Source organism: Nocardiopsis prasina DSM 43845 (genome assembly GCF_000341265.1).
GTDB lineage: Bacteria > Actinomycetota > Actinomycetes > Streptosporangiales > Streptosporangiaceae > Nocardiopsis > Nocardiopsis prasina.
Window position 1 is genome coordinate 1 of sequence record NZ_ANAE01000101.1, and the last position, 20,137, is coordinate 20,137.

At 70.9% G+C, this 20,137-nt stretch carries 16 protein-coding genes; 9 read left to right on the forward strand and 7 right to left on the reverse strand.

What is annotated here, in order from left to right:
- Positions 1-112: 112 nt before the first annotated feature.
- The 3 genes from D452_RS0108685 to D452_RS0108695 all read right to left on the reverse strand — a co-directional run bounded on the left by D452_RS0108685 (position 113) and on the right by D452_RS0108695 (position 3,510).
- Entirely contained in the window at positions 113-745 is a 633-nt protein-coding gene (locus tag D452_RS0108685) for a hypothetical protein (protein ID WP_017543765.1), read from the reverse strand.
- Between the two features lie 173 nt (positions 746-918).
- A complete protein-coding gene (locus tag D452_RS0108690) occupies positions 919-1,215 on the reverse strand; it encodes a YciI family protein (protein ID WP_017543766.1) in 297 nt (98 codons plus the stop codon).
- A 225-nt stretch (positions 1,216-1,440) separates the two neighbouring features.
- A complete protein-coding gene (locus D452_RS0108695) occupies positions 1,441-3,510 on the reverse strand; it encodes an acyltransferase family protein (RefSeq protein WP_083927471.1) in 2,070 nt (689 codons plus the stop codon).
- Positions 3,511-3,875: 365 nt separating this feature from the next.
- Here D452_RS0108695 and D452_RS0108700 point away from each other — a divergent pair, with 365 nt between their 5' ends.
- The 3 genes from D452_RS0108700 to D452_RS0108710 are packed head-to-tail and all read left to right on the forward strand — an operon-like array spanning position 3,876 to position 7,911.
- The gene (locus tag D452_RS0108700) at positions 3,876-4,625 is read left to right on the forward strand and encodes a toll/interleukin-1 receptor domain-containing protein (RefSeq protein ID WP_239646350.1); all 750 of its coding nucleotides are present in this window, start codon (positions 3,876-3,878) and stop codon (positions 4,623-4,625) included.
- Complete coding sequence (locus D452_RS0108705; RefSeq protein WP_017543769.1) at positions 4,622-6,733, forward strand: hypothetical protein; 2,112 nt, start codon at positions 4,622-4,624, stop codon at positions 6,731-6,733. The genes D452_RS0108700 and D452_RS0108705 overlap by 4 nt, the downstream gene beginning before the upstream one ends.
- Positions 6,730-7,911, forward strand: a complete 1,182-nt coding sequence (locus tag D452_RS0108710; RefSeq protein WP_017543770.1) for a hypothetical protein — start codon at positions 6,730-6,732, stop codon at positions 7,909-7,911. Before D452_RS0108705 ends, D452_RS0108710 begins: the two co-directional genes overlap by 4 nt.
- Positions 7,912-8,014: 103 nt before the next feature.
- Here the strand turns inward: D452_RS0108710 and D452_RS0108715 are convergent, their stop codons facing one another.
- Positions 8,015-9,331 (reverse strand): helix-turn-helix domain-containing protein, encoded by a 1,317-nt coding sequence (locus tag D452_RS0108715; protein ID WP_026129108.1) that lies wholly within the window; start codon positions 9,329-9,331, stop codon positions 8,015-8,017.
- A 316-nt stretch (positions 9,332-9,647) separates the two neighbouring features.
- On the opposite strand from D452_RS0108715, the gene D452_RS0108720 reads away from it, so the two are divergent.
- Positions 9,648-10,697: a hypothetical protein gene (locus D452_RS0108720; RefSeq protein WP_026129109.1), complete on the forward strand. Its 1,050-nt coding sequence runs from the start codon at positions 9,648-9,650 to the stop codon at positions 10,695-10,697.
- A gap of 10 nt (positions 10,698-10,707) precedes the next feature.
- On the opposite strand, the gene D452_RS0108725 is transcribed toward D452_RS0108720, so the two are convergent.
- Positions 10,708-11,031, reverse strand: a complete 324-nt coding sequence (locus tag D452_RS0108725) for a DMT family transporter (protein ID WP_017543772.1) — start codon at positions 11,029-11,031, stop codon at positions 10,708-10,710.
- A gap of 138 nt (positions 11,032-11,169) precedes the next feature.
- On the opposite strand from D452_RS0108725, the gene D452_RS0108730 reads away from it, so the two are divergent.
- Positions 11,170-11,535 carry a DMT family transporter gene (locus tag D452_RS0108730; protein ID WP_017543773.1) on the forward strand — a complete coding sequence of 122 codons (366 nt, stop codon included), beginning with the start codon at positions 11,170-11,172 and terminating at the stop codon, positions 11,533-11,535.
- Between the two features lie 40 nt (positions 11,536-11,575).
- On the forward strand, positions 11,576-12,148 hold the full coding sequence (locus D452_RS0108735; protein WP_017543774.1) for a TetR/AcrR family transcriptional regulator: 573 nt from the start codon (positions 11,576-11,578) through the stop codon (positions 12,146-12,148).
- A 44-nt stretch (positions 12,149-12,192) separates the two neighbouring features.
- Here the strand turns inward: D452_RS0108735 and D452_RS0108740 are convergent, their stop codons facing one another.
- Positions 12,193-13,401, reverse strand: coding sequence for an ROK family transcriptional regulator (locus D452_RS0108740; RefSeq protein WP_017543775.1), 1,209 nt, complete (start codon positions 13,399-13,401; stop codon positions 12,193-12,195).
- Positions 13,402-13,575: 174 nt separating this feature from the next.
- Here D452_RS0108740 and D452_RS0108745 point away from each other — a divergent pair, with 174 nt between their 5' ends.
- The 3 genes from D452_RS0108745 (at position 13,576) to D452_RS0108755 (ending at position 16,742) form a co-directional block, all read left to right on the forward strand.
- Positions 13,576-14,940, forward strand: coding sequence for an extracellular solute-binding protein (locus D452_RS0108745; RefSeq protein ID WP_017543776.1), 1,365 nt, complete (start codon positions 13,576-13,578; stop codon positions 14,938-14,940).
- 60 nt (positions 14,941-15,000) lie between these two features.
- On the forward strand, positions 15,001-15,837 hold the full coding sequence (locus tag D452_RS0108750; RefSeq protein WP_017543777.1) for a carbohydrate ABC transporter permease: 837 nt from the start codon (positions 15,001-15,003) through the stop codon (positions 15,835-15,837).
- A 71-nt stretch (positions 15,838-15,908) separates the two neighbouring features.
- A complete protein-coding gene (locus tag D452_RS0108755; RefSeq protein ID WP_017543778.1) occupies positions 15,909-16,742 on the forward strand; it encodes a carbohydrate ABC transporter permease in 834 nt (277 codons plus the stop codon).
- A gap of 74 nt (positions 16,743-16,816) precedes the next feature.
- On the opposite strand, the gene D452_RS0108760 is transcribed toward D452_RS0108755, so the two are convergent.
- A complete protein-coding gene (locus D452_RS0108760) occupies positions 16,817-19,900 on the reverse strand; it encodes an alpha-mannosidase (RefSeq protein ID WP_017543779.1) in 3,084 nt (1,027 codons plus the stop codon).
- Between the last annotated feature and the right edge of the window lie 237 nt (positions 19,901-20,137).

Here is a 20,137-nt window from a genome sequence, read left to right on the forward strand (position 1 = left end):
CGCCTCAGGGTGAGGAGCCCGTGGGCCTTGCCGCCCAACAGTTCCGGGCCCTGCTCGACCCGTGCCGAGAGCGGATGGGTCCACGTCATCGCGATCGCCTTTCCTGGGTCCGTCAGTACCGGGGGATGCCGAGGGTGGCCAGAAGATCCTCGTGGAGCTGGGCCCACACCGCGTGGTAGGAGGTCGTGCCGTCCGCGACCTGGTCAAGGGCCCCCGCCCGGGCACGGGTGAGCGCGCCGGAGAGCCGGCCCCGGTAGCGGCCGAAGCGGACCAGGCGCGCGGACAGGTCGGCGCAGACGGTCGTGAGGCGCTGGTCGAGGTCGGAGAACAGGTCGAGGACCCGGGCGTCGTGGCCCGCGTCGGTGTGGTCGTTCGCGGTCGGTACGCCGTCCACGAGCCGTAGCTGCCAGGCCGTGCAGAGGTCGAGCAGCTCCGGGTTGAGTTCGATGAAGCCCTCGTGGGCGCGTTCCACGAGGGGGCGGGTGCCGGTGGTGCCCAGTTCGGCGGCGATCCGTGTGGCGCCCTCCGCGCGTCCGGCCTCGCTCAGTCCCCAGCCGCCGAAGGTCCCTCCGGTGCGGGTGACCAGTCCTGAGAGGGCCAGGTCGATCAGCTCGGACTCGACCTCGTCCTCGCTGAGACCGGTCGCCTCGGCGAGCCGTGTGGTGCCGGAGAACCCGGCGCAGCGCAGGGCGTGCAGGACCAGCAGGTCCGCCTCGGTGGTGTGCGGTGTGGTCTCGGGCTCCATGGCCTTCCCTTCCGAGTTCTCGATTCAAGATACTGTAATCATCTGAATGGTGAGAACATGTGAAATCGAGGCCTGGTGCCCGCCGTGGCGGGGTCCACCGTGCGGGGGTGTTTGGGTGTTCGCCCAGGGGTGCGTCCCTCCGAGAGGGGACGCACCCCCGCGGGTGTCCGGGGTCAGAACTCCTTGGCGAGCGGGCCCAGGACTGGGATCCACTCCCGCACCGAGACGTCGGCGACCAGGCCTTCGATGCGGAACGGGTCGGGCTCGGTGCGGGTCAGGGCCTCCTGGGCGGAATCCGCCCGGAAGAGCAACAGGGCGCCGGGGGCGTCGTCGGGGCCGAAGGGGCCCGAGCAGAGGTTGACGTCCTGCTGGGAGAGCTCGTCCAGGTAGGCGCGGTGTGCGGGACGGTGCTGGTCGCGCGCCTCGGTGCTGTTCTCGGCGTAGGTGTAGGTGACGGCGTAGACGGCCATGGCGGGTGCCTCCTGTCGGGCTGCCCGGGGGCAGGGTGGTCGGTTCGGAGCCAGGATGTCAGGTCCCGTGCTGGTGGGGTCGGGGCCGGGGTGTTCGCACTGGCCAGATCGGCGTCAGGGGAGTCCGTGCTCACCCGCACCCTGAGAATCCCCCCGTGCCTTCAACACCGTCTCCGCCGCGCTCACCGTCGCCGGGATCGCCCGCCCCGCCGAACGCACCCGCCCTCAGGACCGGTCCAGGGCCTGATCCATCCGCGTGCCCAGGGATTCGGCGAGCAACCGGGCGTAGGTCTCGGTGAGGTGGTGCGAGTCCCGGTAGACCACCACGTTCCCCACGACGGCCGGACAGGAGTCGTCCGTGCAGATCAGGTCGTTGAGGTTGACCAGTTCGGCCCCCTCGACCTCCGTCACCGCCAGCTCCTGGGGGTCGTCCAGCTCCAGCGCGGCCGACGCCGGCCGGTCACAGGCGGCGAGGTCGTCCGCGTACTTGGCGAGGCAGTCGAGCACGTCCGAGGTCGTGCGGGGGGTGTCCCGGATCGCGATGATCGGGGTGTCCGGCCCGGAGACCTCCTCCCACAGCTCGGCCATTCCCTCCGCCATGGCGTCCCGCGCCTCCGGGCCGGACTCGAAGCCGTACGGGAGACCGGCAGCCGAGGAACTGGTCACCACCAGGTCCGGCCCCATTTCCTCGATCTCGTCGACCACCGCCCGGTTCCACTCCTGGCACTCCTCGTAGGGAGCCCCCTCGCGGCCCATCTCGGCGGCCGTGAACGCGCAGGCCGACTTGTTGAACACCACCAGGCGCCACCCCCGCTCCTGTGCCAGCGAGTCCAGGGCGGGGAACCACTGGGTGCTGTGGGAGTCCCCGGTGAGCGCCACCGTGGTCTCCGCGTCGTCGGAGCCGTAGACACACGGATCCGAGGGGTCGCGTTTGTCGAAGCCCGCGTGGCATCCGTCGTCGTACGCCTCGGGGGTGTCATCCTCCGCGCCGATCGGTGAGGGGTACATCCACGCCCCCTCGGGAGAGGGCAGTCCGATCCCCTTCGGCCCCACATGCACGGTCGGGTCGAAGTCGCTCGCCTGGAAGCGCTCCACGCGCAGCAGACCCGCGGCGGAGACCGCGGCCACGGAGAGGACGCCCGCCAGGGCCACGGCCAACGCGCCGCGACCGGTGCGCACCAGGCCCTGCCGGGCCACCGGGTCCTCCACCCACAGCTTGGTCAGCCACGCCAACAGGACCGACGAGGCCGCGACCGCCGCGATCCCCAGCGGTCCCAGGGTCTGCCTCTCCAGTACGACCAGGGCGAACACGATCAGCGGCCAGTGCCACAGGTACAGGGCGTAGGAGATGTCACCGACGAACCTCGCCGGTCCCGTGCTCAGCACCATCGCCGCGGAGGGGCCCTCCGGGCTTTCGGCGGCGATCACGGCCACGCACCCCAGCACGGGCAGCAGCGCCGCGTACCCGGGGAAGGGGGTGTCGGAGTCGTAGAGCACCGCGGAGGCGACCACGGCGGCCAATCCCGCCCACCCCAACGGCAGCCGCAGCGCACGCGGCAGTCCCCGGTCGGCCAGGTACACCGCCAGGAGCCCGCCCGCCGCCAGTTCCCAGGCCCGGGTGGTGGGCAGGAAGTAGGCGGAGGGGTCGCCACTCGCGGTCATCGCCACCGAGCACACCAACGAGGCGGCGAACACCGAGGCCAGCACCACCGTGAGCACCCGGAGCCCACCGGAGCGCCCACGCAGGAAGAGCGCCCACAGCACGAACAGCAGCGGCCAGAGCACGTAGAACTGCTCCTCCACCGACAGCGACCAGAAGTGCTGCACCGGGCTGGGAGCCGTCTCCGCCGCCAGGTAGTCCAGAGTCTGGTTGGCCAGGTACAGGTTCTCCACGTACGCGGCGGAGGCCAGCGTCTGCCAGGCGGCGTCGCCCAGCCGGGTCACCGGCAGGAGCACCAGGGCGGCGGCCCCCGTCGTCAGGAGCACAACGGTCGCGGCAGGGAGCAGGCGCCTGACCCGTCGCACGTAGAACCCGGCCAGCGACACCCGGCCGTGCTCCCGCACCTCGCGTAGGAGCAGCGAGGTGATGAGGAAGCCGGAGATCACGAAGAACACGTCGACGCCCACGTAGCCGCCCGGCAGCAGATCCGGGTTCAGGTGGTAGACGAGCACGAGCAGCACGGCGACGGCGCGCAGCCCCTGCACCTCGGGTCGGAAGCGGCTCCCACGACCCCGGGGCCCGGTCCGCTCCGAGGCGGATCGGACCTGCGGCGAAGTGAAGTCGGGTGATCGCATGCCGTCATACTGCGCCTCGTCGGAGCTCTTGGGGAGCGAACTCGGGAGACCTTTCGCCAGTGTTTCCTGAGTTTTCGCCCTCCCGAGGGACACCGCTACGACCACGTTGCCCCGGGACCCTCCGGCGACCCCACCGGGCGGCGCCGGAACCGATCCGCGCGAGGGTTTCCCGTTTCCCCTGGGAAAGACTGCGGGAAACAAGCCCAACGGCCTTTCTGGATCGACGGTTTGGGCACATTATCGGAGCGCTGGCAAAAGAGGGAGGCGGCTATATGGGACGCCGTCATAATCCCTTCTGATTGCCAGTCGAGTCAGGTGATGAAGATGTCGTTGAGCGCGGAGGAATGTCCATGCACGGCTGTTTCGTGAACTATCGAACCGGCGACGGAGAGCAGGTCGCGGCACTCATCGGCCGAGAACTCTCCCAGCGGTTCGGTGAGGACGAGGTGTTTAGGGCCAGTGATTCGATTCCGGCCGGAGCCGACTTCGAACAGCGGCTTCGAAAAGCTGTGCGAGCGTGCGAGGTGCTGTTGGCGATCGTCGGTCCCCGATGGCTGGAGAAGCGAGAAAGCGACGGGTTGAGGGCGATCGACGACCCGCGCGACTGGACGCGCTGGGAGATCGCCGCGGCCTTCGAAGCGGGGGTGACGGTGATCCCCGTGCTGAGCGAGTCCACCCCGCGTCTACGTGCCGCAGACCTGCCCGACGAACTCGCCCCGCTCGCCCGCTGCCAGTACCGGCGGCTGCGTCACCGGAACAGCGGCACCGACCTCGACGAGATCGCCGAGGCCGTTCTCGTCGCCGCCCCTGAGCTGGAGGAACGAGTGCGCGCCCGCGAAGAGGAACGGGCCACGCAGGAGAGGACAGCGACCGGCACGGGCAACACCATGGGCGATGTCAGGGGGATCGCTATCCAGGCCAGGGACTACCGAAACGACGGAGTGGTCGTCAACGGCGAACACGCGACCACCCACACCGGAACTGGGGACATCAACCAGAACTCCACCGTGAACCACGTCGCGGGAGACCACAACTCGACCGTCAACAACGTGTCCGGTGACCAGCGGGTCAGGGACCAGATCTCCGGCCGCGTCGACAGGCGGGGGCGCGAGTGACGACCCAGGAGACCGAACGCCCGCAGGGGGAGGCGGGCACGTCCGTGAACGGCGAGCATGCCACCACCCACGCCGGAACGGGCGACGTCAACCGGGACTCGACCGTCAACCGCGTCGCCGGCGACTGGAACTCCCAGACCAACTACTACCTCAGTCATTCCGACGTCGGCTCCTACTCGGCGCGCCTCAGCCTCGATGCCGAAGGCCGGGTGCGCTACGTCAAGGAACGCAGGGTCGTCCCCGGGGACCGGTTGGTCACCCTCCGAGGGCGGTTCGTCGCGCCGGACGGTTTCCAGGAGGAGGAGTGCCGCGCCGACATCGTCCGCCACGGGGCGGTCGTCCTCAGCGCCTCACCCGGTGACGGAGCCAGGTCCGCTGCTCTGATGATCCTGGCCCCCAGAAACGCTGAGTCGGACCAGGACGTCCGGGACGATCTCGTCGAGACCGGCGCCGATGGTCGGCCGGTTCTTGGCGTGGAACCGCTTGAGGACGGGGGCCGCCTGCTCGTCGACCTCACCAGGGAGAGCGGGGTCTCTCCGTTTTCTGTGCGCGATGAGCTGGAGAGGCTGCGGGTACGGGGTCACCGCTCGGCAGCCTCCCTCGTGGTGCTGGTGGAGCGCGGGGACGAGGAGGGACTTCCCGAGTCCCTGAAGGACCGGGTGGTGCCCCTCAACCGTCCCGATCCGCTCGCCGTGTTGGATCGGCACCTCGGCTCCCGGGACGTGCCCGGGTTCTTCCCCGACCGCGCCGCGCACGACGTCCGGGTGTGGGCCGGCACCGCCTCCATGGGCGAGATTGAGAGGGTTGCCAGGCGCGCGGCGGCCGCTCGCAGGGAAGCCGCGGGCGCCGGGACGATCGACGACTGGCTGAGAGAGGCCCTGGAGACCGGGGGACCGCCCCCGCCGGAGAACCTGGAGGACACCAAGGGGAGGGCCCGGGCTATTCTGCTCGCCGCCTCACTGATGGAGGGGGCACTGGTCGAGCACCTGGCCGTCGGTGTGGAGTCCCTGCTCTCCCAGATCTCCTTCCCCGAAGATGAGACGCCGCTGCTCAACCGCCCGGGATTCCAGGAGGAGTTGCGCCTCGCCGGGATCGTGGTGGGGCCTGAACGGAGGGTGCGCTTCTCACGCCCGGGGCGCGGGAGAGCGCTGCGCTCGGCGCTCTGGGACGCCCACCCCCGACTCCACTCCGCGTTTGGCCAGTGGGTGGACACCCTCATGGCCGCCGAGCCCCTGTCGCACGCGGATCGGGACCGGGTCGCGAAGCGGTGGGCCGACCAGACGCTGCGGATCGCGGACCCCGGGGCGGTCTTCCTCCGCGCCGAGTTCTGGTCCGTCCAGCAAAGACGGAGTGCCCCGCAGGCAGCCCTGTTGCTCACGAAGGTGCTGAGGCACGAGAAGTACGGGCGTGCTGGTCGCCAGTTCCTCTACACGAAGGCGCAGAGCGCGACGCTCACGCCGGGCTGGGGGGAGGTGCTCGTCGCGGTGTGCGCGCAGGAGTTGGCCGAGACCCATCCGGGGCAGGCCGTCACCAGACTGCACCTGCTCGCACGGAACAAGGAAACGGCGGTGGCCGACGCGGCCCGCGCCGAACTGGGCACCCTGGCGATGAAGGCCCCCTTGTACCTCCAACTCCTCCGCAGGGTCTGCGAGCGTCTCCATGACCACGGCTCCAAGCCGGACTGGCAACACGACACGGAACGGGACCTGCTCTGGGACCTGGCCGATCCTGATCGGATAGCCGACGTCCAGCGAGGCCGACACGACAGCTGCGAAGTGCGGCGGTGGCTCACCGAGGGGTTGGGTGCCCTCTTCCGCCGTGAACGCGCCTTGACGAAGACCTACGCGGCCCGGTGGATCGGGTCCGGGCGGCCGCTGATGGAGGTCCTCGTGGACGCCTCCGTCCTCGCGGGGACGCTCCCGCCGCTCTACACCGCCGGGCTGCGCTGGGCCGACGGGGCGGCGACCCCGGAACAACGAGAGCTCCACCGGGCGGACGGCGAACTCCTCGTTCGTATGGTCGACGCCGCCGAGGGCCTGGGCGGTCGTGAGTCATCGGTGGCGGGCACCTCGACCCCGGCTGGAACACCGAGGAGGGAGAACGGATGAGTCCCGCACAGCGACGTGCCGCGATCCTGACGGCGGCGTTGGTCTCGTTGGGAGTGGTCCTGTACCTGACCATCGACTGGTGGGCCCTGGTGTTGGCGCCGCCTCTGCTGCTCATCGGGGTGCTCGCCCTCATGGTCAACAGCACCAAGGCGGCGACTCCCGGGGAGACGGTTCGCCCACCCGACCCGTTCGTGGAGAGCGGACCGAAGAACACCCGGATCAAGGCGGCCCTGGCACCCAGCCAGGACAGGGAGTACCCGTTCGTCCTCTCCGCCATGGTCTGGTGGAAGTGGGTGGGGGAGCCGGACCACCGGTTGCGCAACCCCGAGGGCCTGGCAAGACAGCTCGTTGTGGAACAGGCCCGACGGGTGAGCGAGGGGTACCAACCCGAGCAGCACGACATGGCGCTCCACCAGGTCGCGGCGACACTGGGAGTGGCGTCCCACGGGTTCGGCGGAGCCGTGGAGGTGTGGGCGGAGGACGTCACGCTCGCACTCTCCGAGGAGGACGAGACCCGGCTGGCCCGCATCGCCAAGGCTCGGAAGGAGAGCGTCCTCTGGGAGGTGGAGCGCTCGGTGGAGTCCGCGAAACGCAGGTACTACGCGGATGACGTGCTGGCGACCCCCGGCAGCGCGATCGTGTGGGACCTGGTGCGAGGGGACGCCGACGTCGACCGGACCCATGGACTGATCGAGGTGCTCACCCGGGTCGCGGAGGCCTCGAAGGGTGTTGACTCCGCTGATCTCCTGGATCGGCTGAGGGCGGCCTCCCCGGAGTCGTTCTCCTTCCTCAACGGGACCGGACTCGCGGGCCGGTTACCGGACGGTTCCGTGTGGGAGTGGCCGGAGGGCCGGGACTGGGCGGACGAGGTGACGGTCGCCCGGACCTCCGGCGGCGGGGCGTCCACGAGCGCCGAGGGTGTTCTCGACGGAGCGGTCGGAAGGCTCATGGACGAGATCGAGGGCATGGAGAACGAGGACCTGCGAGTCCAGCTCGTGGACAGGCTGATCAAGGATTTCGAGTTGGCTTCCCTGACCGGGATCGCGGAGATGATCCGTCGCCGCCATCCTCTTGAGCCCGAGCGTGAAGCAGACGGTGACGAGTCGCCCCTGATCGGCCTCACGTATCTCGCCCCGGAAGCCGTTCCCTCTCCCAACGGCAACGGCGTGCCCCTCTGACCAGCGACCCCCGCACCGGAGTGTGAACAGGGGTCGGGGCCGTGCCCGAGACCACCTCGGGCACGGCCCCGCTCAGCGTTCCTGGAACCGCCCCCCGCACCGCTCAGACGGTGCTCAGAGCGGTGACCAGCGTAGGGGAGAGCTCACGCACCGACCGGTGGCCGTGGTGACGCGCCAGGGTCTGGTGCAGGCGGCGCAGGTCCAGACGCACGGTGGCCGAGTCGACCCCCGACACCTCGGTCAGGAGTTCGGTGGCGACCGCGCAGGAGTTCTCCACCTCCCCCGCCAGGGCGTGGGCGAGCGCCCGGCGAACCCCGAACCTGGTCCGGGCCCGGATCGCGCTCCCCGGGAGCGACGCGCACTCCCGGTCCAGGATCGCGGCGGCCTCCTCCACACGGCCCAGATCGACGAGGCACCACCCCCGGGTCACCCCCACCGGATCACTGACGTTCCGCGACCCGAGGATTTCCGGCCCTCCCGCTTCGGAGTCGCCACGGGTGGCCCGGTCGGCCGCCAGGTGCTCCCGGGCCCGCTCCAGGGCTCTCTCGCAGGACACCAGATCGCCGACCAGGGCGTGGCCCTGTGCCTCGCGCTTGGCGGCGAGCCCGAGGACCCGGGGAGAGCTCGCCCGGCCCCGTTGCGCGCGCTGGGCCAGAGCGACGGTCTGCGGCCCGTCGTGCGCGTACATGGTCATCAGGGCCCGCCGCACCAGCGCGTACTCGCCCATCTCGGCGTCGTCACCGGCACCGGCCAGTGACACGGCGGTGTCGGTCCACCACAGGGCCCGCTGCTCCGATCCGCTCTCCTGAGCCATCCACCCCGCGTACTCGGCGAACCGGGCGGCCAGCCGCAGTGCGGCGCTCCGCTGTGCCGGGGAAGCGGACCTGGCCAGTTGGCGGAGCGCGTTGGTCTGGACGGCGGCGATCGGGAACACCATCGACGGGGCGACGTGCTGCCCCATGTTCCTCAGCTCGCCCAACTGGACGCGGAAACTGGCGAGCGCGGGTTCGGCGTCGCCGCCTCCGTCCCGGCCCGGGCGGTCCGGTGCGGCGCCGTTCCCGAGCCCGGCCCCCAGCACGCCCAGCGCGCTGAGGGAGAGGGCGGTGCGGCGGTCCATTCCGGCGAAACCCGTCTCTCCGTTCGGGGTCATACTCATGAGCCATACCTCCTGGTCGACGCTGGGAGGCTCCGCCTGGTCGGCCTGGCCGGCCCGTTCCGCGGTGGTGCCCGGGGCGAGTGCGGCCAGCCGCCCGTCGGCTCCCAGAGCCGCGTCGCAGGCCCGCACCAGGTCCTGGGAGGGGTTCTTCGCCCCGGTCTCCACCTTGCTCAGGTGACTCTTGCTGAAGTGCACCCTCCGGGTCAGCTCATCGAGGGTCATCCCGGCTTCCTGCCGACGTCGGCGGAGCTCGGCACCGAACATTCTTGTCACCTTTCGGGGGGTGGAGCGGGGGTGTTCCGGTGCCGTCACCAGAGGCGGAGGGAAACGCGTCGGGGGCGGGTGCTCGGGGGCACCGGTCGGGCACTGGGGTCATATCCGGCCCGTCGAGCGGGGAAACGGGGACCGGGTCCAGGGCGCCCCTGCGGGGACAGGGGGCCCGGAGGGGGAGAAAGCGGGCCCTGAGCGGGATCCGAGTGGGGTCTGACTCGGCGTTGGTGGCGCGTTCACGCCGGTCTTCGGGCACACTGGCCTGAGGAACCTTCCTTCCGAACCCCTGCCCCGCACGAGGAGACACCCCGTGGCCACCTTCGCCCGTATCCGCCTGGCGGCGGTCATCGTGGTGTTGATCGTCCCGGCGGTGCTGTTTCCGCTGGCCGGAGGATGGACGCTGCTCTGGTTGCCCGGCGCGATGGCGCTGCTGGGCCTGGCCCTGGCGCGTCCGCAGCTGCTCGCGGCCGCGCTGGAGTCGGTGACGGGCGGTGGCGGGGCCGACGAGGGCGAGCAGCGGGAGGAGACCGACGTGCGAGGTTCTCGGGACGAACTCCGGGACCGCTCGGATCAGGGGGACGAGCCCGCGCCCGTCGAGGCACCCCGCGGCCAGAGCGGGACCCGCGGTGTCCGCACGCGTCGGATCGAGCTTCCGAGCGCTCTGGACGACTACACCTTCGGCTTCTCCGCGCTGGTTCACTGGCGGTGGGCCCACCGGGTCGACCTGAGTCTGCGCAACCCGGCGGGCCCGGCGGTCCGCTCGGTCGTGCTGCGCGCCCGTGAGATCCTGCGCGACGCGCGCCCCGGGGAGCGGGCGCTGGCCGAGAGTGAACTCGAGTCGGTGTTCGCGGTGGAGGAGCCGGTCGCCGGGGGCACCATCCAGGTGTGGGCGGAGAACGTCCGCCTGGAACTGGACGACGAGGACGAGGAACGCCTGGGCCGCATGGCGCACCTGCGCAAGGACCGTGCGCTGTGGGTCGCGGAGCAGGAGGCCGCGCGGGTCCGCGAGTCGCTGTCCGACGATCCCGGGCTCGAACTCGACCTGGAACCGGAACCTCGTTTCCCCCTTCCGGCGCACGACCTGTCCGACCTGTTGGAGGAGCCCGAGCCCGCCGTTCCCACCGCTGGCAGCGGGGTGGACGAGGAGGGCTACGAGAGCTACTGGTGGCCCGCCGAGCAGGACGCGGAGGAGGGCGGCATGGAGCAGGACGTCCAGGTCGCCATCCTGCGCGGGCTCATCGACTCCGTCGAGGGGGAGAGCGAACGCGCGGCGTTCGTCCGCGAGCAGGTGGAGATCCTGGAGCGGAGCGGCTTCCCCGACGTCGCCGAACGCATCCAGTCCGTCTACCCCGAGCGGTAGGCTTCGCTCCTCAACCGCCGAGCTGGAGCGCCAGGACCCCGGCCACGGTCAGCGCGACCCCGGCGACCTGGACGCGCGTGATCCGGTCGCGCAGCGCGAACACCCCGATGAGGGTGACGGCCACGATGCCCACGGCCGCCCACACGGCGTAGGCCACACCCAGCCCCAGCCCCTCCTCCAGGGCCAGGGCGAACAGGTAGTAGGCGCCGACGATGGTCACCACGGTGACCGCGGTGGGGACGGGGCGGGTGAACCCGTCCGAGTACCGGCTGGCGATCGCACCCGCGACCTCCAGGGTGATCGTTCCGGCAAGGAAGAGATAGGCGAGGGACACGCGTCCTCCTGAAGGTCTCTGACACACAAGTACTTGAACGATGGTTCAAGTAGATCTACGATCAGAGTACACACCTATCTGAACGATAGTTCAAGTACTTGGTCGCGCAGGAGCGGCCGACGACCGAGGGGAACGAACATGGCCTGGCTCTACCTTGCGGCGGCGCTCGCGTCCGAGATGATCGGTGCCACCGCCACCGGGCTCTCCGAGGGCTTCACCCGCCCGATCGCGGTCCTGGTGGCGGTTCCGGCCGTCCTCGTCGCCTACTTCCTGCTCGCCCTCGCCCTCAGGCGCGGCATGGCCGTGGGCGTCGCCTACGGGGTGTGGACCGCCTCCGGAGTGGCGATCGTCGCCCTCCTCGGGGTGGTCCTGCTCGGCGACGAGCTCACTCCGGTACAGGTCGGTGGCCTGGCCCTGGTGATGGCCGGCGCACTCGCCATGGAACTGGGCCGGGCCCGCGCGAACGAGGAGCCCGAGGCCCCAAGGGAGCGCGTCCGGGCCTGAACCCGCTGGTATCGTCGCCGCCAGAACGACGGGAGAGATCGTGAGCGGCACGACGGAGCGGGTCGACGGACGTCGGGCCCGGGGCGAACGCAGGCGTGAGGAGATCATCGCCGCCACGCTCCGGGTCGTGGAACGCGACGGCGTCGCCGGGGTCACCCACCGGGCGGTCGCCCGGGAGGCGGACGTACCGGCCAGCTCCGCCGTCTACTACTTCAAGACCATGGACGACCTTTTGGTCGCCGCGCTGACAGCCGCCTCGGACGCCTACATCGATCAGCTCGCCATTCTGCGGGAACCCGGTCGGGGCGCCGAGGAGGCCGTGGCGGGGCTGGCCCGTGTGATCGCCGGGGCCGGTGGCGAGGGCCGCGCACGCGCCCTGGCCGAACGGGAACTCAACCTGCTGGCCGCCCGCCGTCCGGCCCTGCGCCCAGTGGCGCGGAGATGGCGTGAGGCGGTGTCGGAGTTGGCCAGGGGGCAGGGCGTCGACGAGTTGACCGTCCGCCGCTTCGCCGCCACCGCCGACGGCCTGTGCGCCAGGATCCTGCTCGGGGACGAGGACCTCGACGAGGCCCGGGTCGCGCAGACCCTCCGCCACGCGCTGCGCGAGGACTGATCCCAGGGACGCCGGCAAGCCCGTACCCACGCCCCCGCGCGGACTCACACGCTGGTGAACTCGGGTGCGTACGCCGAGTGCAGCACCAGCGCGGCCGCTCCGATGGCGCCGACGTCCTCGCCGATGCGCGACGTCTCCACCCGCACCCGCCGCATGGAACGGGCGATCGAGCGCCCGGACACGGCTTCGAGCAGTGCGGCGCCGTACAGGTCCCCGACGTGCGACATGCCCCAGCCGCCGAGCACCACCAGTGGCACGTCGACCAGGTTGAGCAGGGTGGTCGCGGCCTGGCCGAGGCGGCGTCCGGCGGCGGACACCACCTCCAGGGCCACGGCGTCGCCCGCGTGCGCCTCACGGCACACCCTGCGGTACGCCGCGACCGTGCGGGCCTGCCCGCGCTCGAAGTCCGCCGGGCCCTCCCCGCGCAGCCTGGCCGCGTCCGAGGCGACCGCGTGCGGTGCGACGTAGGTCTCCAGGCAGCCCCGGTTGCCGCAGGGGCACGCCGGTCCGCTCGGGTCCACCGTCACGTGGCCGATCTCGGCGGCATTCAGGGTGGCCCCACGGTAGACGCGTCCGTCCAGGACGAGCCCTCCGCCCACTCCGGTCCCCACGTAGACGAAGGCCATGTCCGAGGAGCGTTCCTCGCCGCCCGACCACCGTTCGCCGATGGTGGCGGCGGTGGCGTCGTTGTCGATGACCACCTTCAGCCCGGTGCCCTCGGCCAGGGCCTCCCGCAGCGGTACCGATCTCCAGCCGGGCAGGTGGGGCGGGGTCACCGCGCCGCCCTCGGTGTCCAGCGGACCCGGTGTGGCCACCCCGAGTCCCAGGATGCGGTCCGAGACGCTCGACTCCGCGACGATGGCGCGCACCGAGCGGCTGAGGGCGTCGATCACCCGCTGCGGACCCTGGGACGCGGGGGTGCGTCGACGGCTCCGCGCCACGACCCGCCCGGCCAGGTCCGTGACGACCAGCGTGGTGGACGCGGGGTCGATGTGCATGCCGACCGCGTAGTAGGCGCCCGCGTTGAGCCGGAGCACCGTCGCCGGTTTGCCGCCGCGCGAGTTGGCCCGCCCGTCCTCCAGAACCAGACCGTCCTCCAGGAGTCTGCGCACGATGTTGGACACGGTCTGGGCGGTCAGGCCGGTCTGCTCGGCCAGTTCCACCCGGCTGATCCCGTCGGAGCGGCGCACGGCGTCGAGCACCCTGCTCTGGTTGAGCCCGCCCAGCCACAGCAGGTTGGTGCTTGTGCGCATACGCCGATTCCCTCCGCCCGATCAGGCCGCCGACTGACCACATGAGGGTAACCGCCCCGGAAGAGCCCACTTCACCCATTGTCTTTATCCAAGGTTTTTAGTAAGCAAGTGATGTGAGTCACGTGTCGGGGGCCTTCGGGTGCCCCGGCACCCACTTCTGCGCGAGGGGCCACGATGAGGAGAATCCGACGGAACACCATCCGTGCGGCGGTCGCCGTCCCGCTCCTGGCGCTGGTCGCCTCGGGCTGCTCGACCGCCGCGGACCGGGACGAGGACACGGTCCGCGTCGTCTACCAGAAGTTCGGCACCTTCATCGCGATGGACTCGCTGATGCGCCAGGTCAAGGAGGAGTTCGAGGACGCCAACCCCGGTGTCACCGTCGAACTCCACGCCATCGAGGCGCAGGCCGAGGACTACCAGACGCAGGTCAACCTCATGAACGGTTCGCCCAGCGAAGCGCCGGACCTGATCTACCAGGACACGTTCACCATCAACCAGGACGCCGACGCCGGGTACCTGATGCCGCTCGACGACCACTTCGACGCCTGGGACGAACGCGACCAGTACAGCGACCAGGAGGCGGTCGCGGTCACCTCGCTGGACGGTCAGCGCTACGGAGTGATGCTCGGCACCGACGTGCGCGGCCTCTGGTACAACACCGAACTGCTGGAGCAGGCCGGGATCGACACCCCGTGGGCGCCCACCACCTGGGAGGACGTCCTCGACACGGCCCGCACCATCCGCGCCGAACTCGGTGACGACGTGGTCCCGCTCAACGTCTACTCCGGCACCCCCGCCGGTGAGATGGCCTCCCTCCAGGGCTTCCAGATGCTGCTCAGCGGCACTGAGGGCGCCCTCTTCGACGACGAGTCGGAACAGTGGGTCACCGGAAGCACCGGGTTCACCGACTCCCTGGACTTCCTCCGCACCCTCTACGACGAGGACCTCACCCTCGACCCCCAGGACGCCCTCGACGCCAACGTCGGCACGGTCAACAACGAGGAGCGCATCCCCTCCGGAGGGATGGCGATCAGCCTGGAGGGTTCCTGGGCCACCCAGTCCTGGATCGAGGAGGCCAACCAGCCCTGGCCCGAGTGGGAGGAGGTCATGGACTTCGCCCCGATGCCCACCCAGAACGGCCAGGGCGCCGGAGCCACCAGCATGTCCGGTGGCTGGGCCCTCTCCATGGGCGCCAACGCCACCGATCCCGACCTCGCCTGGGAGGTCATGACGTACGCGCTCAACCAGGAGAACGGGGTCAAGTTCGCCGTCGAGGGCGGCCAGATCCCGGTCCGCGCGGACGTCGCCGAGGACCCGGCCTTCCTGGAGGACTCGCCCAAGGCCGAGGAGTTCGCCGCCCTGGTCGACATCACCGGCTTCCGCCCCGCCTACAGCGAGTACCCGAGGATCTCGTTGGCGGTCCAGGAGGCCATGGAGAGCGTGATGCTCGAACAGGCCACCCCGGAGGAGGCCGCCCAGGTCTACGCCGAAGAGGTGGAGGGCGTCGTCGGGCCCGACAACGTCACGACGGGTTCCTGACCGGTGGCCACCGTCCGGTCCCGTCGACCCCTGGCCGGGGCGGCGCGGTGGGCCGTTCCGATGGCCCCGGCCCTGTTCCTGCTCCTCGCCTTCTTCGCGGGGCCCATCCTGTGGACGGTCTGGGCCTCCCTCACCAACGCGGCCCTGACCGGCGCGCAGGCCGCCCAGACCGATTTCGTGGGGCTCGACAACTTCACCGAACTGCTCTCCGACCCCCGATTCCGCACCGCGACCGTCCTCACCGTGCTCTTCCTGGTGGGCTGCGTGTTCGGGCAGACGGTGCTGGGCCTGACCCTGGCCCTGCTGCTCCAGAACCGCAACGGCGCGGTCCGGGCCACGGTGGGGGCGATCGTGGTCGGCGCGTGGGTGGTCCCCGAGGTCGTGGCGGGGTTCGTCTGGTACGCCTTCCTGGAACGGGAGGGCACCCTCAACACGGTCCTGGGCTGGTTCGGTACCGGTCCCCAGAACTGGCTGTTCGCGGCCCCGCTCCTGGCGGTGGTGCTGGCCAACGTCTGGAAGGGGACCGCCTTCTCGATGATGACCTACTCGGCGGGGCTGTCCGAGGTCCCCGAGGACCTCAAGGAGGCGGCGCGGGTGGATGGCGCCTCCGCCTTCCAGGTGCTGTGGCACGTCGTGATCCCGCTCCTGCGCCGGACCCTGGCCACCACCCTGCTGCTCATCACGCTCCAGACGGTGCAGGTCTTCACCCTGATCTTCGTGATGACCTCGGGCGGGCCGGGCTCCCGCAGCACCACGCTCCCGCTGTTGATGTACCAGGAGGCGCTGCGCATGGGCGACCTGGGCTACGGCACCGCCATCGCGTTGGCGCTGCTCGTGGTCGCCGGGCTGTTCTCGATCGTCTACGTGTGGATGCTCCGGAAGGAGGAGGACCGGTGAGCGACGAAAACAGCCGCGGGCAGGAGCCCGGTAGGAGGTCCGCCGACGCGGGGCGGAGGCGGGCGCGCGCCGTGGTCAGCGCCCCGAGCCGGGCCGCGGGCGGCTTCCTCGCCTACCTGGTCCTCGGCGTGCTCGCGGTGCTGTTCCTGGTGCCGATGCTGTGGATGGTGTTCGCGTCGGTGGACCCGGAGCCCTCGCTGCGCGCCAGCCCGCCCTCGGGGTTCACCCTGGACCACTTCACGGCCATCATGATCCCGGAGATCGTCTACCTGCCGATCTGGAACAGCATCCTGACCTGTGGGGGAGCCGCGCTCATCACGGCCGTGTGCTCGATGCTGGCCGCCTACCCGCTCTCCCGGTACAACCTCCGGTTCAGGAAGCCGTTCCTGTACACGGTGCTGTTCGCCACGGGCCTGCCCGTCACCGCCATCATGGTTCCGGTCTACGGGATGTTCGTGCAGGCCAACCTGCTGAACTCCCTGGTCGCGACCACGCTGTTCCTGGCCGCCAGCACGCTGCCCTTCGGGATCTGGCTCACCAAGAACTTCATCGACGGCATCCCCCTCTCCCTGGAGGAGGCCGCCTGGGTGGACGGGGCCTCGGCCTGGCAGTCGATCCGCTACCTGGTGGCCCCGCTGCTCGCACCGGGGCTGGCGGTGGTCGCGATCTTCACCCTCGTCACCACCTGGGGCAACTTCTTCGTCCCGTTCATCCTGCTCACGAGCCCGGAGAAGATGCCGGCGGCGGTCCGCGTGTTCACCTTCTTCGGCCAGTACGGATCGGTTCGCTACGGCGAACTGGCCGCGTACTCACTGCTCTACACCGTTCCCGTGGTCGTGCTGTACATGGCCGTGTCACGAGCCCTGGGCGGCCGGTTCGCGCTGGGCGGCGCGATCAAGGGGTAGCCCACCGCGGCGACCCCCGAGGGGCGGGGCCGGGGTCCGGACTCGGGACGGCGAGCCCGGACCCCGGGGTCGGATCAGCGCTCGAAGCGCAGGGTCAGGATCTGGAAGGGGCGCAGGGAGACCGACACCCGGCCGGGACCGTGGCCGTCGGCCCCGGAGTCACCGGCCGAGAGCAGTTCCGGGGCCTCCGCGTAGTCCTCCTCCAGCAGGTTCACCGCGCGCACCCCCGAGACGGGGAAGCCGGGGCTCACCGATGTGCGGGCACGCCCGCCACGGGCCTCGTACAGGCGCACCACCACGTCGCCGGAGCGGTCGTCGGCGAGCTTGACCGACTCCACCACCACACCGGGGTCGTCCACCGTCACAAACGGCTCCACCACGGCGTCGCCCGGCAGCTCCCGGACCGGGAGGTTGATCCGGTAGCCCTCGCGGACGGCGTCCTCGATCTCCGCGCCCGGGGCCAGGGCGTACCGGAACCGGTGTTCGCCCTGGTCGGTGTCGGGGTCGGGGAACCGCGGCGCCCGCAGCAGGGACAGACGGACCGTGGTCGTGGTGCCGCCGTCGCCTCGTACGTCACGCGTCACGTCGTGCCCGTAGGTGGAGTCGTTGAGGACCGCCACGCCGTAGCCGGGTTCGGCGACGTGCACCCAGCGGTGGGCGCAGATCTCGAACTTGGCCGAGTCCCAGGAGGTGTTGGTGTGCGCGGGCCGCCTGACATGGCCGAACTGGATCTCCGACGACGACTCGTGCGCGCGCACGTCCAGGGGGAAGGCGGCCTTGAGGAACTTCTCCCGCTCGTGCCAGTCCACGACCGTCTCCACGTCCAGACGCCGGGCCCCGGCTGCCAGGGAGAGCACCTGGACCACCGAGGAGTCCCCGAAGGAGCGGGTGACCCTCAGCGCGGCGGTTCCCGAACCCGCCGGTTCGGGTTCGACGCCGTCGGCCTCGGTGAGGTCCTCGGTGGTGTTGCGGTAGAACTCGTCCACGTCCCAGGCGTCCCACTGGTTGGGCAGGTCCTGGTGTACCTGGAGCAGGTTCCCCGGCTGTCCCGGAGCGAGCACCTCGCGGCCCGGCGCCCCCTCTCCCCGGTCCAGGACCGAGGTGACCAGGCCCCGCTCGTCCACCCGGACCGTCAGGAGCCCGTTGTCCAGCACGAAGCCCCCCGGGGTCTCCGGGTCCGGGCTGAGGGAGGCCTGCCCCACTTCCGCCGTGCGCGCACGGGGGAGGGCGCCCAGGGCGGGGACACCGTCGCGTTCGTGCGGGGTCGGGTTGAAGACCACACCGCCCGAGCCCCCGTCCCCGACGTCACCGGCCAGCGCCTCCTGCGCGTGCCGGATGATCTCCCCGAGCTCCTCCGCGACCCGGGCGTAGGCCAGCGCGGCCTCCCGGTGCACCCAGGCGATGGAACTGCCCGGCAGGATGTCGTGGAACTGGTTGAGCAGGACCGTCCGCCAGACCTCCTCGATCCGCTCGTACGGGTAGGGGGCGCCCACCCGCACGGCGGCCGTGGCGGCCCACAGTTCGGCCTCGCGCAGCAGGTGCTCCGAACGCCGGTTGCCCTGCTTGGTGGCGGTCTGGCTGGTGTACGTCCCCCGGTGGAACTCCAGGTAGAGTTCCCCCAACCACACCGGGGCGTCCGGGTACTCCTCGTGCGCCTTGGCGAAGAACCGCTCCGGGTGCTCGATCTCCACCGTCGGCGAACCCTCCAGGTCGCGCAGGCGCGCCGCCCGGGCCAGCATCTCGCGGGTGGGGCCGCCGCCCCCGTCCCCGTGGCCGAACGGCACGAGGGAACGCGACGCACCGCCCTTGTCCCGGAAGTTGCGCGAGGCGTGCGCGAGTTCGGCGCCGGTCAGTTCGGAGTTGTAGGTGTCCACCGGGGGGAAGTGCGTGAACACGCGGGTGCCGTCCAGTCCCTCCCACCAGAAGGTGTGGTGCGGGAACTGGTTGACCTGGCTCCAGGAGATCTTCTGGGTGAGGAACCAGCGCGACCCGGACAGCCGCACCAGCTGGGGGAGGGCGGCCGAGTAGCCGAAGGAGTCGGGCAGCCACACCTCCTGGGTGTCCACCCCGAGTTCGTCGCGGAAGAAGCGCTTGCCGAAGACGAACTGGCGGGCCAGGGCCTCCGAACCGGGCATGTTGGTGTCGGACTCCACCCACATGCCCCCGACCGGGACGAACCGTCCCGCTTCGGCTGCCCGGACGACCCGCGAGAACACGTCCGGACGGTGTTCCTTGAGCCAGGCCCACTGCTGGGCCTGCGACATCGCGAACACGAACTCCGGGTGGTCGTCCATCAGCGCCACCACGTTCGCGCTGGTCCGCGCCACCTTGCGGACGGTCTCACGCAGCGGCCAGAGCCACGCGGAGTCGATGTGGGCGTGTCCGACCGCGGAGATCCGGTGGGCGCTGGCCGAGGCCGGGGAGTCCAGCGCCGGGGCCAGAACGCCCCGTGCCCGCTCCGCCGTTCCGGGGACGTCCTGGAGGTCGAGGGCGTCCAGGGTCCGGCCCAGGGTGCGCAGAAGCTCCCAGCGGCGGGGGTCCCCGGTGTCGAGTTCACGCATGAGACCGCCCGCCACCTCCAGGTCGATGGCCAGCTCCCACACCTCGCGTTCGAAGACCGCCAGGTCCGCGCGGGCCAGCCGGTACAGGGGCCGGTCCTCGGGCCCGAGCCCGGAGCCCAGTTCGGTGGGCTGGAACGGGGGGTCGCCGAGGATGACCGGGTTGGCGGCCGCCTCCACGTGGAACTCGACGGTCTCGCCGCCGCTCGCGGGGGCGCCGACCGGAATCCACGCGTTGCGGGGGTTGAGGCCCTTGACCACACTGCCGTCGGCGAGGTGCACCAGTCCTTCGCACTGGAAGCCCGGCATGGCGTCGTCGAAGCCGAGGTCGACCACCGCCTCCACGGTCCGGCCCGACCACTCGGCGGGTACCCGACCGCGCAGCCGGAACCAGGTGGTGCCCCAGGCGGGCCCCCAGGAGTCGCCCACGCGCGCGGGTTCGTGGGGCGCGCCGATGCCCTCCTCGGCCGGGACCGGTTCTCCCGGCACGTCCCAGCGGGCCACCTCCAGGGGGATCGACGTCGTGTACACCGCGGGCCATACGCGTTCCCTCAGGACGCGGTCCAGTCGTGCCTCGGTCAGCCGCCGGTCGTCGTGCACGGTGGGTCTCCGTTCGGTCGTCCCCTGGCAGATGCCGCGTACATTGCCAGCGTGATGCCACTTCGTCAATGCTTTGGACGAAGTGCGTTCCTCCGGTGTCGGAGGAGGGGCGGGGTGAGCCCCTCCGATCCTGGTCAGTGGCGGTTCGGCGGGTCCGCTGCGGCGTCGGTTCGGGGGTGCCGACCCCCCCGTGACCTCCGAGTCGCACTTCCCACTCTTTCCGTCCGCGTCCGGACG

Excerpts from the sequence above, each read along its gene's own strand:
- D452_RS0108685 (WP_017543765.1), bottom strand. The coding sequence starts at position 745 with ATGGAGCCCGAGACCACACCGCACACCACCGAGGCGGACCTGCTGGTC.
- D452_RS0108690 (WP_017543766.1), bottom strand. The coding sequence starts at position 1,215 with ATGGCCGTCTACGCCGTCACCTACACCTACGCCGAGAACAGCACCGAG.
- D452_RS0108695 (WP_083927471.1), bottom strand. The coding sequence starts at position 3,510 with ATGCGATCACCCGACTTCACTTCGCCGCAGGTCCGATCCGCCTCGGAG.
- D452_RS0108710 (WP_017543770.1), top strand. The coding sequence starts at position 6,730 with ATGAGTCCCGCACAGCGACGTGCCGCGATCCTGACGGCGGCGTTGGTC.
- D452_RS0108715 (WP_026129108.1), bottom strand. The coding sequence starts at position 9,331 with ATGTTCGGTGCCGAGCTCCGCCGACGTCGGCAGGAAGCCGGGATGACC.
- D452_RS0108730 (WP_017543773.1), top strand. The coding sequence starts at position 11,170 with ATGGCCTGGCTCTACCTTGCGGCGGCGCTCGCGTCCGAGATGATCGGT.
- D452_RS0108740 (WP_017543775.1), bottom strand. The coding sequence starts at position 13,401 with ATGCGCACAAGCACCAACCTGCTGTGGCTGGGCGGGCTCAACCAGAGC.
- D452_RS0108745 (WP_017543776.1), top strand. The coding sequence starts at position 13,576 with ATGAGGAGAATCCGACGGAACACCATCCGTGCGGCGGTCGCCGTCCCG.
- D452_RS0108750 (WP_017543777.1), top strand. The coding sequence starts at position 15,001 with ATGGCCCCGGCCCTGTTCCTGCTCCTCGCCTTCTTCGCGGGGCCCATC.